The following is a 17181-nucleotide window of genomic DNA, read 5'->3' on the forward strand; positions in this document are numbered from 1 at the left end:
AAATGTATGATAATTAAAATAACTTAAAAATTTTTGGCCTTGAATTTAACCAAGAATCCGGTTTAGTCTAAGTGTTTTTACCATTTTAGACGTATCGCAATGAGCAGACTACGTCTAAAAGTATTTTATAACTTAACCGATTTTATTTAAAAACACGCTTAGTCCACGATAACCGTGTTACCTAAAGTGTGTTAAAAATTATAACGCATGGTAAATCCAGAACGAATATTTGTCATCGGGAATGTTGTTGATATGACCGCTTTTGAAAAAGTGTGTTCGTAAAAGAAGATGGCGGTTAAATTTTGACTTAAGGCATAATCCGCAGCCATTCTCAACGACCAAATATCTTGTCCCGCCCCCAGTTGATTGTTGTTATAATCCAAATAGCGAATAATCGTTTCATTCTTACGCCATGTAAAGTCGGCCTTAAGGTTGATATCACTTGTAATAACACCTCCTTGACCGTCGTTGGCTAGATCCGAATTAAACGATACATCTTTGATTCGATAACCAAACCCAACGATATAATCCACTCCTCGAACTTCTGTTAATAAGTTATTGTCAAAACTCAAAGACAGAGCTCTATCTTTTCTAATTTCTGCCAATATTTTAAAAGCATTTTTCATTTCAAAATCAACGCGAACTAAAGGATTAAATCGCTCTACCAAGGTGGCGTTATTCACTATGGTTTTTACCGGATAATTCCCGTAATCGTTCACTTGATCTGGCTTTGCATAATATTCAAAATTAGAACTAAAAGAACCTATAGTATATCCAGCCGCATAACCGTGGTGTAAAGAAAATCTTCTAAAATTATTCTTAAACCACCCTATTTTCATCAAACCAGTATATTTCATATTCCAATTTGGCAATGGAATATTTCTAAAAATCCCAGTAGAAACACTTGATGCACTCGAACCGGAATAAGCCGCTAAAAACGCAGGCAATAATACCGACTGGTTATTTTTTCCATATCCAATAGGAAAACCGTCCCCATCTAAATTAGCCGAATTAGAAAGATCAATACCCCTAGAACCCGCCAAACGATTGGCAATAATCAATCTGTTTTCCCTAAATTTATCAAAGGGTACAGAACTGTTGATATCACTTTTACTAAAAGCTGTTTTAATCAATACGGTAGAAATGGTGAAGTTTCCGAAATCGTTTGGAGAACGCGGATTATACTGTCCGTTTTCCACATCGTATTGTTCAGAAGCATTTTTAGTCATGGTTCTATCCGCAGACAAATCAATCATCAAATCGGGAATCAATTCAATCTGTGCCGTAATATTTAAAGTTTTATTATTCACTTGAGTAAAACTCTGATTGAATTCCGGATAATTGGTTAAATAACCCGATCGAGCCGCATCATAACGAATGTCACTTTGACTACCAAAAACAAATCCCAACGACGGCTTAGATGTTCCGAAAAATCCCAATCCAGGCATAAATCCAGGCAATAGTGTACCGTTATTTTCAGCATAGTTGACTTGCACACTACGCACACTGGTCACCAAGCCAATTAACGCATCGGTAATCGCATTGCCCCCATTTTCTTCGTCTTCCGGTTTTACAACTGCATTTCGAACTACCTTTTGCCCCGGAACCAAAGCAGCTGTTTTTACTGTTGGTGCTTTTTTACTTCGTTCCGAACTCTTTACTAAACCTACATAGCGATACAGTCTATCAAACGAAAACGTAGTGTTTAGACGGTGTGAATTTGCATTTTGAATAGTATTACCCAAATGATATACATTTCCGTTGTCTTCAATAGAAGAGAAAGCATCCGAAGCTCTTTGCCAGTTAAAGTCGCCCGTATAAGAATAGGTCGATTTAATAAACGACAAAATCGGTATTTTATTGATTGGCAACTCGTAATTAACCGCCAATTGCTGCATGTGCTGATTCGCTTCTCCTACATCAAAATAATTATCCCAAATCGTGTTGTCGTTATTTATTCTGTTATTGTGATCATAATAGTTCCGAACGATATTACTGGTTCCAGCAGTATAAGAAACCCTCAATGATTTTGTCAAATTGTAATTGAAACCGTAATTGTAATTAAACAAATAATTACGTCTGTAAAGCGGTTCAAAGCCGATACCTTCTACATCTATCAATCGGTATTGTTGCTTGTTGTATTGTCTTAAAACATTCGTACTAAACGATACGTTTGACGGCAAATAATTAAGATTAAAATCACTTAACACCTTCCAATAGTTGCTCTTTTTCATAAAGGCAGTCTTTTTAAAAGGCTCTAAAGGTTTTGGCGTAAAGGTATAAGCATAGTCCACCGAGGTTCTCGTTTGTTGATCTAACAAGCCCTCAATTTCGAAATCGTGACGCTCCATTTCATTATAGGAATGAGAGAATGTCAAGTTTTCCACATCGTATATCTGCGCCTTTTTCTCTGAATTCCGCTGTTTATTTACACCTATAAAGTTGATGCTTTTTCGCTTGGTATAATCTTCAGCTCTATTTTGAATGGCTTGCCGTTCCGCTTCGGAATTGGCTCCATCCTTCATCATTTTAAGTTTAATATCTGGATTAAACGGATCATATTCTGGTGTAATTGTCTCTTCCCCTATAGCGTAATTAAAGGGTAAATTAACCCCCCACTTTTTAGGTAATAATTGCCCCAAATTGACATTGGTTACTAAATTATACTGCAAAAGATCTTCTCTACTACGTTCGTTTGGTCCTTGTTCTAATCCTCCGAATCCGATGGTCGATCGACTTCCGGTTGCAGACAGGTTCGCAAAATCTGCAAACTGCGCATCTACATTGGCTACTGCAGCCCAACCGCCTTTGTTTTCCATGTCGGACATACGCAACTCATTAAACCAAACTTCACCTCGCAAATCCTTTGGAGCCCCCAAGACGTCTGTTTGATTTTTCAATCCTAACATGATTGTTCTAACCCTTCCAAAGTTTGGACTTCCTTTTATTCCCAAACGCAATTTGTTGGGTTTATTCGATAGAGAACCATCTAGTTCCTCTTCATTTTTAAAATATATAAAATTAGGATCATGAGAAGCATCGTTCATCTTTAAGACTTTTAACTTGGTCAATAATTCCAAAGCAACTTCAATCTCATTTTCTAACATCCAAATTCTATCCGGCGATTGTTCGCCGAATGTTGTCAGTTTTAAAGGAATTTCAACTTGATAAAAGTTATCCGTAAAGTCATTACCAAATCGGATAAAAGCCACCATTTCATCATCGCGTAAACGATCTGATACCCCTTGTGGTTCTAAAGCCTCAGCGTGTAAAAACATACGCATTTTTTTATACTGACGCATATCGACACTTACGTTTTTAAATACGGCCTTGGAGTCGCCCGGTTCCAATCCGCTTGGCGTCATGATTGCAGGATCTCGCTGATAGACTTTTAAAGACAAGGATTGCTCGTTTTGATTAATCAAGGAGTTGTTGTTATAAACCTGCTCGCGCACTACTCCAGGTGGTGTAACATATGGAATTGGATTTCTTTCAAAGTTATTTTCCAGATTGACTGATGTTACATCAAAACCTACATTTGCCCCTTTAACAGGTGCATTAGGATCTTCTTGCAAACTTCCATCAAAACGACGCCATTCGCTACGCACTAAATTCAAAGTACCAAATCGAAGGGTCACTTCTTCCTTAAATCCCGTTACAAACATTCTCATAAAACGCACCGATCTCAAATCTGAGATAGGTCCTACCGCATTATTTTCATTGGCGTCAATTGGAATTTTATATTGAATCCAACGCACAGGAGTTGTCGATCCATCGGGTAATTTAGCCGAAGACGTTCTTATATCTACTATGTTGTTTTCACCAATTTTTAAACCGGCTTTTACATCAACCGAAAATTCGTAATAAGCATTAATAGTATTCATGGTATTATCGCCATCAATATCTTCGGTATCTGGCAAGGTACTCGAACCTCTATCCGTTCCAGAAAGACTTACTGGCGAGTTTCTTTCCAATCCATTATAATTTCTATAACGATCTAAAACGTTTCCTTCGGCAGTAAGGAAATATTCGTAATTATCCGCCGCAGGATCACTTAAATGCGCAAAAGACGGAAACATAGCAGCCTCTTCTGCATCGGATAAACCGTCCATACCAACATCCTGAGCAATTCTATTTTGCTCGTTGGTATCAAAGGCATAGATCAAAGAAGTAGAGGCCGGAACCTTACCCCAAATCGTTTTGATTACCGGTTGATTTCCGCCAGCTGTTGGAAGTCCGTTTTCATATTGTTTGTGTCCATCTTTTAAGATGTCTTCTGATATAAAACCCAAGTTGAATTTTACTTTACCCTGATTCATCTCACTAGACACATCTCCTGGATTTCCCGTGTAGGGATCCATCATCCAAAATTCGATAAACTCCACATTGGCCTGTTCGAAATTCGTAGAATTAAGCGCCCGCATAATTCCTCCCCAATTTTTCTCTGGGTTTAAAAACTGATTGGTATTCGCATATTCAGGATTGTAATTATAGGGCCCTCTTTCGTTAGGAGAATAGGTTAAGTCTAGTGTGGTTATCACGCGGCTTTCTCCGTAGGCAATATCTTTAGAAGGGAAGAGTTCTTCGCTAAAAATACGTCGAGTACGATTCGATGAAAGATCTTGTTCGGTAATCCCACTAGGTCTTCTTGCACTAGCATAAAACACCGGATCTATCGAATACCAAGCCAATTTTCCACGACGATAACCGTAAGACAAGTCGTTGGCTTCCTCTCCATATCCCACCGGAGTACTAGCCAAATGCCAAGCCTGAGGCGAACGAACATCTATATTGGATTGAGAACCTTCGAAATCATCTATATAAGAAGTGGCTTCTCCTCCAAATTGATCGGCTTTAGAGCTTCCCGGCATCAAATAAGCAAACTCTCCTCTAAATGAAATACTCGATTCGGCATCGGTATCCACATTCGGCAATTTATTTACCAAACGGGTAAAGAAAGGAACCTCCGTAGAAAAGTTAACATTCATCCCCATGATGGTATTGTTTACCGATTCTTCCCCATAACTCGATTTTTGAGTCATCGGTTTTTCAGATAATCTTAAGTAAGTAGCTCCTAATAAAAATTTATCGCTGAATTTGTGTTCCACATTAAAACCAAAAAAGCGTTTGGTTTGTTGTCCAAATACCGCATTATTCTCTACTGAGATATCAATTGGCGTGTTGGAAGCTTGCAATGAGGGATCTAATATTTTTACTCTTCCTCTCGCATAATCTACCGTATAGTCAGCTCCTTCAATAAGCAAACGCCCACCAGCTTGTACAACAACAGAACCCTGAGGCACATTATATGCGCCAATCGGAATACCGTCGCCCATAGAGCTTTTATAACGTCCTTTTAATTGAAATTTATTTTTATCCGCCTCTTGAAGTGCTGAGGCCTGAGTACCTCTATACATTTTTCTAAAAACGTATTTTCGCTGATTGGAATTGTAACTAGCTGGAAAATTATAATCTTCTGAATTTCCTTTAGACAACTTATTAAATAAATGAGTTCCAAAAGGCTCTACGGTCGTAAAGATTATTCGGCCGTTTTGCGCATCCATAGTGATCCCTTCAAAGGTATTGTTATTCGTTTGATTTGAATTTAAGTTACCCATTCCACCGGTGTTACCCGTATTGGATCCGAGACCTCCTCCAACGCCAGCACCCATTGCATTCATTGGATTTTGACCTACTGCATTGGCAACAAAGTCAAAAAAACCGTCACCCCCTTCTTGAGGGTCATTGGTGAAATTTAATCGATCCAAATGAAACACTCTTAGCAAAGGTGTTTTCTCTACATCTGCGGGTAATGGATCTGATCCAACTGCAGAGATATAATTTAATGGAGATGGGTCGGTATATAAAATATTAAATCTAAAGTCTTGTTGTTCCAACTGCATCGCTCCCGGAATCTGATAAATATTTTTCATCATTAAATTCCACAAAGGTTGCTCTACCGATGTTAAATTACTCTTTAACATTTTTAAGATCAAACTTTGAGAACTCGGAATTGGAGATTGTGTAGGATCTAAGTTAGGAGTTACCGTAGTAGGGTCTCCACCATCTGTACCAAATTCACCTACTTGATAAACTTGATCCCCTATAGTATATTGATACGACACGGCTAAAACCTCGTCATTGGACAAGCGTTGTTGTAAAGAAATATAACCTAATTGAGGATGAAAAGTAAATTCATTGGCAGACAATTTTCGAGCACTTTCCAATTTCGAAAAATCTCTACCCTCGGTAACCGGAATGGTAAAACCGGCTGTTCCTGAAGTTATTGTTCTAATGCTTGCATTCAAAAAATTACTTCCTATTTTTCCCGGATCGAATTTGTTATTTCTATTATCCGTCGGAACGTCGGGTTGTGGGTTTACAATAAAATCGGGATAAGCTTGTGTATTCACACCAATGATATCAAAGTCATTAATACCGTTTAACCTTCCTTCACCCAAATCTTGTATGGCGATAACATTTCGCATATTGTTATCGACTTGACTGACTCTATTTTGCCTATTGGTAATCCATACCTCTACTCTATTAATACGCACTCTACTATTAATATACGGATAATTTTTTAAACTTTCATCGTATTTATTTCTAAAATACTGTGACAGAAAAAAGTGCCGATCCGCATCGTAATCCAAACCAAAAATTTCAAACTCTTCCATAGTTCCCCCACCCTCCGCGACAACAGATCGGGTTTGAGATTTTTGTTCAGAAAAGACTCCAGTAAAGGTGGTTTTTCCAAATTGCAATTCCGTTTTTACACCAAATAAACTTTGAGCTCCACGAATTAGCGAGCTACTTATAGGCATACTCACGTTACCTACTTCAATTTTTTTAACGATATCGTCTTCATCTGGGGTGTATTCCAATTTGATTAAATTCTGAAAATCAAATGTAGATTGGGTATCGTAATTCGCATTTACATTTAGACGCGTCCCTACCTTACCCTGCAAACTCATGCTGATTCGCTGGTTAAAATCAAATGTAAACACTTTTCTATTTCTAGGAGAAATAGCTGGGTTATCTTGTTTGGTGTAGCGCATTCCCAAATCAATTTCAACAGAACCTTGCGGTTTTACATCTATGGTATTGGAACCAAAAATCCCTTCAAAAAGACTTGAATTTACATAATAACGCGGCAACATATCTCTCAACACCTCTTCTTCATCGGCATTGCGGCCGTCGACGGTGTTGAATTTCTGCATAAAATACAAGCGCATTTGCTCGCGTAGTACCAGGTCTTCGTATTGTTTGCGCGTTAAAATCAAGGGGTAGTCAATGTTAAATCCGTCAATGGATTTGGTATATATATAGCGGTCGCCAGTAGGATCATAAGTATATGATTCTACAATGCTCTTAGGATCTGGTAAGTTAATACTCCCTACATCAAACTTTTTACCCGTAATGGTATCAGCAACTTGATTAGGTTGTTGAGCTAAAACCAATTGGGTTATAAAAAACAAACCAATAAGCCAAACCCATTTAGGGCAATAAAATCTTTTTTGAAAATTCACTTTCAAGTATTATAAGTTTTTTAAAGCTTGTTTAATAATCATCTCTACTGTAGCATCTGGGGTTTGTTTGGAAATTTTATCTACAACTCTTTCCGCCGCTTTTCTTACAAAACCCAAAACTTCTAAAGCTGATAACGCTTCTTCTACATTTGTATTGTTAACAACTAGAGAAACATCGTCAATATTATACAATTTAATTACTTTCTCTTGTAAATCAAGTATTACACGTTGGGCCGTTTTTGCCCCCACTCCCTTTGCAGACTGTATGGTTTTAACATCATTTGAAGCAATTGCCTGTAATAATTCTCGGGGTGTAATTGAGGACAACATCCCACGAGCCGTACTACCTCCAATACCCGAAACCGATATTAAAAGTTTAAAAAGTTCTCGTTCAATCTTCTCCATAAAACCAAAAAGCGTATGCGCATCTTCCTTAACTTGAAGAAATGTAAACAATTTAATGTTTTCTGAACTGGTGATTTGCGAATAGGTATGCAGAGAGATATGAATAAAATATCCAACTCCCCCACAATCTATCACTACATCAGTAGGCGTTTTTTCAACCAGTCTTCCTTGAATATGTGCAATCATCTTTTAGGCAAATTTTATCCAAAAATAGCAAATATATTTTAACTATTTTCTAACAGAATTATTTCCAATGCTTTTTTAGGCGATAAAGTGTAAAAACGGGTATTTGTATTAACGAAAACAAGCCATTTAACAGCTATAAAAACGACAAAAGAGACTGTCCTTAGGAGACAGCCTCTTTTATTTTTACTTAAAAATAGAATTTATTTCTTTTTTCTCATTTCTTTAACTTGTGCATCAACGACTGCTACAGCAGACATATTGACCATTTCTTCGACACTAGCACCTAATTGAAAAACGTGAACAGCCTTATCTAATCCTAAGACGATTGGACCAATAGAAGTCACTTTATCCAATTCCTTTAGCATTTTATACATCATGTTGGCGGCATCTAGATTTGGAAAAATAAGGGTATTAACCTTTTTATTTACCAATTTAGAAAAAGGAAATTTAGCTTTAAGCATATCCGGATTTAAAGCAAAATCTATTTGAATTTCACCATCAACAATCATATCAGGATGATTTTCATGTAAATAAGCAACTGCTTTTCTCATTTTTGCAGGCGACTCATGGTCAGCTGATCCGAAATTAGCAAAGGACAACATCGCAATTACGGGATCCAAACCAAACAAGCGAACAGTACGTTCTGTCATCAAAGCAATTTTAGCCAAATCTTCAGCTGAAGGATTAGGATTTATAGCGGTATCCGCCAAAAACATAGGTCCTCTTTTTGTCATCATGACATTGGTAGTTGCTACCTTAGAAACTCCAGCGGCTTTAGGTATCAATTCTAATATGGGCTTAATCACCGACGGATAAGATCTTGAATAACCCGTTACCAAAGCATCCGCATCACCTTCATTGACCATCATCGATGCAAAGTAATTACGCTCGCGCATCCATTTTTCCGCATCGTAAAATGTGGTGCCTTTTCTCTTTCTAGATTCCCAATATGAAGTAGCAAAACGATTTCTACGCTCGGTTTCTTCATCTGTTTTTGGATCGATAATTTCAACATCGGCATCAAAACCGATTTCTTTCATCAATTCCAAAATTATTTTTTTATTCCCCAATAATACGGGTATTCCAATACCTTCTTCTGACACGATTTGAGCCGCTTTTAACACATCTAAATGATCAGCCTCTGCAAAAACCAAACGTTTAGGGTCTGTTTTAGCTCTAGTCGTAAGCATTCTAACAATTTTATTGTCAGAACCCATACGCTCATACAATTCATTTTTATATTTTTCCCAATCGGTAATCGGCTCCGTAGCAACCCCACTTTCCATAGCCGCTTTAGCTACTGCTGGAGGAACTACTGTAATCAAACGTGGATCGAAAGGTTTTGGGATAATATATTCTCTACCAAAGGTCAATTTGGTTTCGCCATAAGCAATATTAACTTGCTCGGGTACCGAGGCTCTGGCCAATTCAGCCAAGGCAACAACAGCAGCCATTTTCATCTCTTCATTAATCTTAGTAGCACGAACATCTAAAGCACCGCGAAAGATAAAAGGAAACCCCAAAACATTATTAACTTGATTAGGATGATCCGATCGTCCCGTAGCCATTATAATGTCTTTACGCGTATCCATAGCTAACGTATACGATATCTCTGGCGTCGGATTTGCCATTGCAAAAACCACCGGATTAGCCGCCATAGTCAACAACATTTCAGCGGTTAAGATGTCACCACTCGATAAACCGATAAAAACATCGCTATCTACCATCGCTTCCGCAAGAGTAGTTATATTAATATCCGTTGCAAAATCTCTTTGCATCTCCGAAATCTTAGGATCGTCTTTTTTCAAAACACCTTTGCTATTTAACATGATGATGTTTTTGGGATCTACACCAAAAGCAACATAAAGTTTAGCACAGGCAATAGCAGCAGATCCCGCTCCAGAAATGACCATCTTAACTTCCTGCATCTTTTTACCTGCCAACTCTACTGCATTAAGCAAAGCGGCACATGAAATAATAGCAGTTCCATGTTGGTCGTCATGCATGACTGGAATATTCAACTCCTCCTTTAATCTTCTTTCGATTTCAAAAGACTCGGGCGCCTTAATATCTTCCAGGTTAATACCCCCAAAAGTAGGAGCTATATTTTTTACTGTTTCAATAAATTTTTCAACATCTTTAGTATCTACTTCAATGTCAAAAACATCAATATCTGCAAAAATTTTAAACAGTAGGCCCTTACCTTCCATTACGGGTTTAGACGCTTCTGGTCCGATGTCTCCTAAGCCCAAAACGGCTGTTCCATTCGAAATTACAGCAACTAAGTTCCCTTTAGCAGTATATTTATAAACGTTTCTTACATCTTTTGCAATTTCTAAGCAGGGTTCGGCAACCCCAGGAGAATAAGCCAAGGCTAAATCTCTCTGAGAAGCATATTTTTTTGTCGGTACCACTTGAATTTTACCAGGAGTTGGTTTCGCGTGATACAATAATGCCTCTCTTCGTTTGCTGTCTTTATGCATATTTTTAAGTTTAGAGAAACAAATATACTGCTATTGATTGAAAAAAGAACCGATTGTGTTAGGTGAATTTCAAACTTAAATACGCACACAATCTTTAAGATTTCTTTAATTTTTTAAACATAAATCATAAATATAGAATTTAAAGCCGCATTTTTTTCAGAATATCACTATAAAGAAACCCCTTGAAAAAAAAATTATACTAAAACGAAAAACGCGAACATCTTTTTTGCCAATAAAAAGATTATAAGCAATCCAAAAAAAAACGATGAACCTACATTTAGGCCCATCGTACTTATATAATTTTGTGCTTTTAATCTAATGTCTAAACAATAAACAACAGCTTTTAAAAAAGTCCCCCTTGCGTACTAGGACGAAATAAACCCAAATGTTTAAAAGCCAAATCGGTCACTTCTCTTCCACGAGGAGTACGCATAATAAATCCTTGTTGAATTAAAAAGGGTTCATAAACCTCTTCTATGGTTTCGGCATTTTCAGAAACAGCAGTAGCCAAAGTGGAAAGCCCTACCGGACCTCCTTTAAATTTTTCTATGATGACTCTTAAAATTTTATTATCCATTTCATCCAAACCGTGAGCATCGACATTAAGCGCATTTAAGGCATATTTGGCAATTTCAATATCAATAGTGCCATTCCCTTTTATTTGTGCAAAATCTCGTACCCTACGCAACAAAGCGTTAGCTATACGCGGCGTTCCACGACTACGTCCAGCTATTTCAATTGCCGCTTCCATAGAAATGGGCATTTTTAAAATTCCCGAGCTGCGTTCGACTATACTGGTCAATAATTCGGTATTATAATATTGCAACCTGCTCTGAATTCCAAAACGAGCCCGCATAGGAGCTGTTAACAATCCCGAACGCGTAGTGGCTCCGACTAAAGTGAAGGGATTTAAATGAATTTGAACGGTACGTGCATTGGGCCCCGATTCGATCATAATATCAATTTTAAAATCCTCCATAGCCGAGTACAAATACTCTTCCACTATAGGACTTAAACGGTGAATTTCATCGATAAACAAAACATCACGCTCCTCCAAATTGGTTAATAAACCAGCCAAATCACCCGGTTTATCTAAAACAGGTCCCGAAGTAATTTTAATCCCAACCTGCAATTCATTGGCCAAAATATTGGCCAAAGTTGTTTTTCCAAGACCTGGAGGTCCGTGAAATAACGTATGATCCAAGGCTTCGTTTCTCAAATTTGCCGCTTGCACAAAAACCTTTAAATTATCTAAAACCTGGTCTTGTCCCGCGAAGTCATCAAAAGAAAGCGGACGTAATCTCTTTTCAACATCTAAGTCGTCGGAAGAAAAATTCTGATTGGTGGGATTTAAATTCTCATTCATAAATACAAAGGTAATTGATTTTTTTTAATAGCGGATACGCGGATACGCGGATACGCGGATACGCTGATACGCTGATACGCTGATGGGCAAATGGGCAAATGGGCAAATGGGCGTATAGACGAATGAACGTATAGACGAATGGACGTATAGACGAATGGGCATATAGACAAATGGGCGTATAGACGAATGGACGTATAGGCGTATAGGAAATAACTAAAAATGACAAAAGCCACTTAAGAAATTAAGCAGCTTTTGTCGTTATATAAGTAAGATATGTTCTAGTGATGTAATTCAGTTTCACCTTCTCTCATCGGTAAATTTTGCGGTGCAAAATCTTCTTCAAAACCAGGTTTACTATAATCATAAGGCCATCTGTGTACTGTTGGTAATTCACCAGGCCAGTTACCATGAATATGTTCTACTGGAGTAGTCCATTCCAAAGTATTTGATTTCCATGGATTTTGTGAAGCTTTCTTACCGTAGAAAATACTAATAAAGAAGTTCCATAAAAACACCAATTGGAAAGCTGCACCCACTAATGCGAAAACCGTGATAATAACGTTAACATCGGCTAAGTCATCAAATAATGGGAAAGCGGTATTAGAATAGTAACGTCTTGGAAGACCTGCCATTCCGATAAAGTGCATTGGGAAGAAAACCCCATAAGCACAAACTGCTGTTACCCAGAAGTGAATATAACCTAAGTTTTTATTCATCATTCGGCCAAACATTTTAGGGAACCAGTGGTAAATACCAGCAAACATTCCGTAAAGTGCAGAGATACCCATTACTAAGTGAAAGTGAGCAATAACGAAGTAAGTATCGTGAACGTTAATATCCAAAGTACTGTCTCCTAAAATAATTCCAGTTAATCCTCCTGTAATGAATGTCGAAACAAAACCAATACAAAATAACATACCTGGATTCATTTGTAAGTTACCTTTCCAAAGAGTCGTAATATAGTTAAAAGCTTTTACTGCCGATGGAATCGCAATTAATAGGGTTGTAAATGTAAATACAGATCCCAAGAATGGATTCATTCCCGATACAAACATATGGTGACCCCATACGATAGTAGAAAGGAAAGCAATAGCTAATATAGATGCAATCATCGCACGGTAACCAAAAATAGGTTTACGAGCATTTGTAGAAATAACTTCTGATGTAATTCCCATCGCTGGTAAAATTACGATATATACCTCTGGGTGACCCAAGAACCAGAACAAGTGTTCAAAAAGAACTGGAGACCCTCCTTGATAATGCAATACTTCTCCAGCCAAATAGATATCAGATAAGAAGAATGAAGTACCAAAACTTCTATCAAAAATCAACAATAAAGCTGCTGACAAAAGAACTGGGAAAGAAACGATACCGATAATTGCTGTAACAAACAATGCCCAAACAGAAAGCGGTAGTCTAGTCATAGACATTCCTTTAGTTCTTAAATTGATTACTGTAGCAACATAATTTAATGACCCCATCAAAGACGAAGCAATAAATATTGCCATAGAAATCAACCACATGGTCATACCTGTACCTGATCCAGGTATCGCTTGAGGCAAGGCACTTAAAGGCGGATAAACTGTCCATCCTGCAGAAGCTGGTCCAGACTCAACGAATAATGAAAGAATCATTATCAAAGAAGAGATAAAGAACAACCAATAAGAAACCATATTTAAGAAACCAGAAGCCATATCTCTAGCTCCAATTTGCAATGGAATTAAAAGATTACTAAAAGTTCCACTTAATCCTGCTGTTAAAACAAAGAACACCATGATACTACCGTGCATGGTAACCAATGCCAAGTAAACATCATTTTTCATTACTCCGTCCGGAGCAAATCTATCACCTAATAACCAGTTGAAAATCTTAAAAGACTCATCCGGCCAAGCGATTTGCATTCTAAATAAAAGAGACATTGCCACACCGATAATTCCCATGATAATACCAGTAATCAAATACTGTTTAGCGATCATCTTATGATCTAAACTAAAGACGTATTTGGTAAAGAAATTACCTTTATTGTGATGCTCGTGATCGTGGTCGTGGTCGTGACCATTTGTTATTTCGTGTCCTACTGCTGACATAGTATAATTTTTTGAATAGATAAAACGTGAGAATTATTTAATTCTGTGGGCTATAGCCGTTGAATCAACAACAGTTTCAGTAACAGGCGTAACTGTTTCTACAGGAACTTTTGGAGCTGCTGCTTCCAATGCCGCTGCTTTTTCAGCCTTAACTTGATCACCCAATGTTGGTAATTCTTTTAACCATTTATTGAATTGTTCCTCAGTTTCAACAACAATTTTAATTTGCATGTTGTAGTGAGAAGCACCACAAATTTTATTACAAAGCAATAAGTAATCAAAAGTATAAGGATCTAGACCCTCTTTTCCTTCAGCGATTAACTGTTTACTTTTTTCTCCTCTAATTTTATTAATATTATTTACTTTCTTAACAATTTCAGCTCTTTCACGCATTTCTGCAGTTGTAACTGAAGGAGTTAAAGCAAATTGCGTTACCATTCCAGGAACACAGTTCATCTGTGCTCTAAAGTGAGGCATATAAGCAGAGTGAAGAACGTCTTGAGAACGCATTTTCAATACTACTTTTTTACCAACTGGTAAATGCAATTCTTTAGCCATCATATCGTCTTGTGAATTGGGGTCAGACATGTCTGCACCAACTACATTGATTCCTTCAATATAACGAACGTTTGCTTTTCCAAGCGTGTTGTCTTTTCCAGAATAACGGATGTCCCAGCTAAATTGTTTTGCGTAAACTTCTACATAAATTACTTCTTCTTCCTCGTCAACAAACATAATGTCGTTCCAAGCAAACAATCCGTATAAAATCAATCCAGATAAAACGATTACCGGAATAATAGTCCAAACGGCTTCTAATTTATCATTATCAGAGAAATACAAAGCTACATTTCCTTCTTTACCTCTATAACGGAAAGCAAAATAGTGTAATAAAGCTTGAGTGATAATCTGAACGATGAAAATCAAAATCATTGAGATCCACATTAAATTATCAACGTGCACTCCGTGCTCAGAAGCTGGATTATCCATCAAAGGTAAATCACCGTAGTAATATAAACAATAGATAGTAATCACATAAATAAAGGCTAAGAATCCGAAGGCTAAATATCCATTGATATTATTGTCTTTGTCGTTAGCGATCTGGGAATCTGCATCATTTGAAGAAGATCCGATCTGCGTTAGGTCAAATATTTTAGTCAATTGCCAAACAGCAATTCCCAACAATATTACAACGGCTAATATTAATAAACTTGTCATTTGTTTATTACTTTAAATATTAATAATGAAAATGTTTACTCTCTTCAATCAAAGGATTGCCTTTCGCTAATAACGGAGCTTTTGTAAGTGCCGTGAAAACAACAAAGATAAACAAACCAGCAAAGAATAAAAGCGATGCGATCTCAGATACTCCAATAAACCATGAACCTCCTACAGTTCCAGGCGCAATCATATTGAAGAAATCCAAATAATGTCCTACTACGATCAAAGAACCAGCCATAACAATAATCCAAGTTAATCGTTTGAAATCAGTATTGATTAACAATAACAAAGGAAGTACAAAGTTAAGAACTAACATACCAAAGAAAGGTAATTTATATTCTTGAATTCTAAAGATAAAGTAAGTAACCTCTTCCGGGATATTTGAATACCACATCAACATGAATTGAGAGAACCACAAATACGTCCAAAAGATACTGATACCGAACATGAATTTTGCCAAATCGTGAATATGACTTGTGTTTACATATTCTAAAAGACCTTTAGATTTTAAGTATAAAGTTGTGAAAGCAATAATTGTAATACCCGTTACAAAGAAACTAGCGAATACATACCATCCGAACAGCGTACTGTACCAGTGTGTATCGATAGACATGATCCAGTCCCAAGACATCATCGACTCTGTAACGATAAAGAACACTAGAAATGCTGCAGATAATTTAAAGTTCTTTTTGTAGAATTTCAAATCATTCGTTTCGTCAAGAGCTCTTGAGTTCTTAACAGCATAGTGTCTGTATAGGTTCCATCCAGCCAAGAACACTACTGCTCTAATAAGGAAGAAAGGAACGTTTAAAAATCCTGTTTTAGCTTGGATAATAGGGTCATTGGCAACAACCTCTGGATCCATCCAAATAAACAAGTGATTTAAATTCATGCTTGACAATACCAACAGTACAAAGAAGATAAGTGATCCCGGTAGTAAATACGCGGTGATTCCTTCCATTACTCTAAATAATACTGGTGACCATCCTGCTTGTGCAGCATATTGGATTGCATAGAATGCTAAAACCCCAAGGGAAATCAACATAAAGAAAATACAAGCAATATATAAGGCTGCCCAAGGTTTGTTTTGCATTTGTTGCAGAACGTGCTCTAAGTGGTGTTGATGTTCTGCATGTTCAGCGGCACTCACTTCAGCGTGATGCCCAGCATCTGCAGCTACATCATGAGCTCCTCCATGGTGCTGTTCTGTTAAAATACGCTCGACGTCATTAACCGTTTTTGGTGCACTGATAAACCCGTAAACGATTCCTATTAATCCTAAGATCATTAGAATCATTGCAAAGGTTTTCAATCTTTTTGAAAATGTGTACATATCTAAACTTCAAATAAGTTTTACAATTATAATTCTGATTTCAATTTCAACACGTAATCTGAAACCAACCAACGTTCATGTTGATTTAATTGGTTTGCATGAGAACCCATGGAGTTCAATCCATAAGTAATCACGTGGAATATACCTCCTTCAGTTAACTCACGATCAGCGTAACTAGGAACCCCAAGAAATTTCTCTCTTTTAACTAGATTCCCTTTTCCATCACCTTTATCGCCGTGACAAACACCGCAATAAATTGTAAACAACTCTTTTCCTTTTTCACTAGCTCTTTCGTCAGCTGTCAAAGGGGATTTAAGATTAGCTTTTGCAGCCTCTAATCCTTCTGTTGTGTTTTCGTATTCATAAGGCTCAAAACCACGAGGCACAGTGTGCTCTGCAGGTAATTGACCTTCTTTACCATTTTTAAAAGCTGTTGATTCAGAATATGTTTCGTAAGCTACTGATTCGTACATATTCGGAAAAAACTGGTAGTTGGGTCTTTCTTTATTAAAACAAGAAGTAGTCAATACAGAAACCCCTACTAAAGCTGCTATTTTGTATATAGTTTTCATTT

8 protein-coding genes are annotated in these 17181 nt (G+C 37.2%); all 8 read right to left on the reverse strand.

Annotation, left to right across the window (positions count from 1 at the left end):
- Positions 1–191: 191 nt before the first annotated feature.
- The 8 genes from sprA to KO524_RS03550 all read right to left on the reverse strand — a co-directional run bounded on the left by sprA (position 192) and on the right by KO524_RS03550 (position 17179).
- Positions 192–7535 (reverse strand): cell surface protein SprA, encoded by a 7344-nt coding sequence (sprA, locus tag KO524_RS03515; RefSeq protein ID WP_370629714.1) that lies wholly within the window; start codon positions 7533–7535, stop codon positions 192–194.
- Between the two features lie 3 nt (positions 7536–7538).
- On the reverse strand, positions 7539–8120 hold the full coding sequence (ruvA, locus tag KO524_RS03520) for a Holliday junction branch migration protein RuvA (protein ID WP_219290156.1): 582 nt from the start codon (positions 8118–8120) through the stop codon (positions 7539–7541).
- A 200-nt stretch (positions 8121–8320) separates the two neighbouring features.
- On the reverse strand, positions 8321–10603 hold the full coding sequence (locus tag KO524_RS03525; RefSeq protein ID WP_219290159.1) for an NADP-dependent malic enzyme: 2283 nt from the start codon (positions 10601–10603) through the stop codon (positions 8321–8323).
- A 343-nt stretch (positions 10604–10946) separates the two neighbouring features.
- Positions 10947–11969 (reverse strand): Holliday junction branch migration DNA helicase RuvB, encoded by a 1023-nt coding sequence (gene ruvB / locus KO524_RS03530; RefSeq protein ID WP_219290162.1) that lies wholly within the window; start codon positions 11967–11969, stop codon positions 10947–10949.
- 278 nt (positions 11970–12247) lie between these two features.
- On the reverse strand, positions 12248–14056 hold the full coding sequence (locus tag KO524_RS03535) for a cbb3-type cytochrome c oxidase subunit I (protein ID WP_219290165.1): 1809 nt from the start codon (positions 14054–14056) through the stop codon (positions 12248–12250).
- 33 nt (positions 14057–14089) lie between these two features.
- Positions 14090–15271: a cytochrome c oxidase subunit II gene (locus KO524_RS03540; RefSeq protein ID WP_219290168.1), complete on the reverse strand. Its 1182-nt coding sequence runs from the start codon at positions 15269–15271 to the stop codon at positions 14090–14092.
- A gap of 19 nt (positions 15272–15290) precedes the next feature.
- Positions 15291–16607 carry a quinol:cytochrome C oxidoreductase gene (locus tag KO524_RS03545; RefSeq protein ID WP_219290171.1) on the reverse strand — a complete coding sequence of 439 codons (1317 nt, stop codon included), beginning with the start codon at positions 16605–16607 and terminating at the stop codon, positions 15291–15293.
- Between the two features lie 26 nt (positions 16608–16633).
- A complete protein-coding gene (locus KO524_RS03550; protein WP_219290174.1) occupies positions 16634–17179 on the reverse strand; it encodes a cytochrome c in 546 nt (181 codons plus the stop codon).
- Positions 17180–17181 lie beyond the last annotated feature (2 nt).

This window comes from Flavobacterium sp. NKUCC04_CG (assembly GCF_019345525.1).
Taxonomy (GTDB): domain Bacteria; phylum Bacteroidota; class Bacteroidia; order Flavobacteriales; family Flavobacteriaceae; genus Flavobacterium.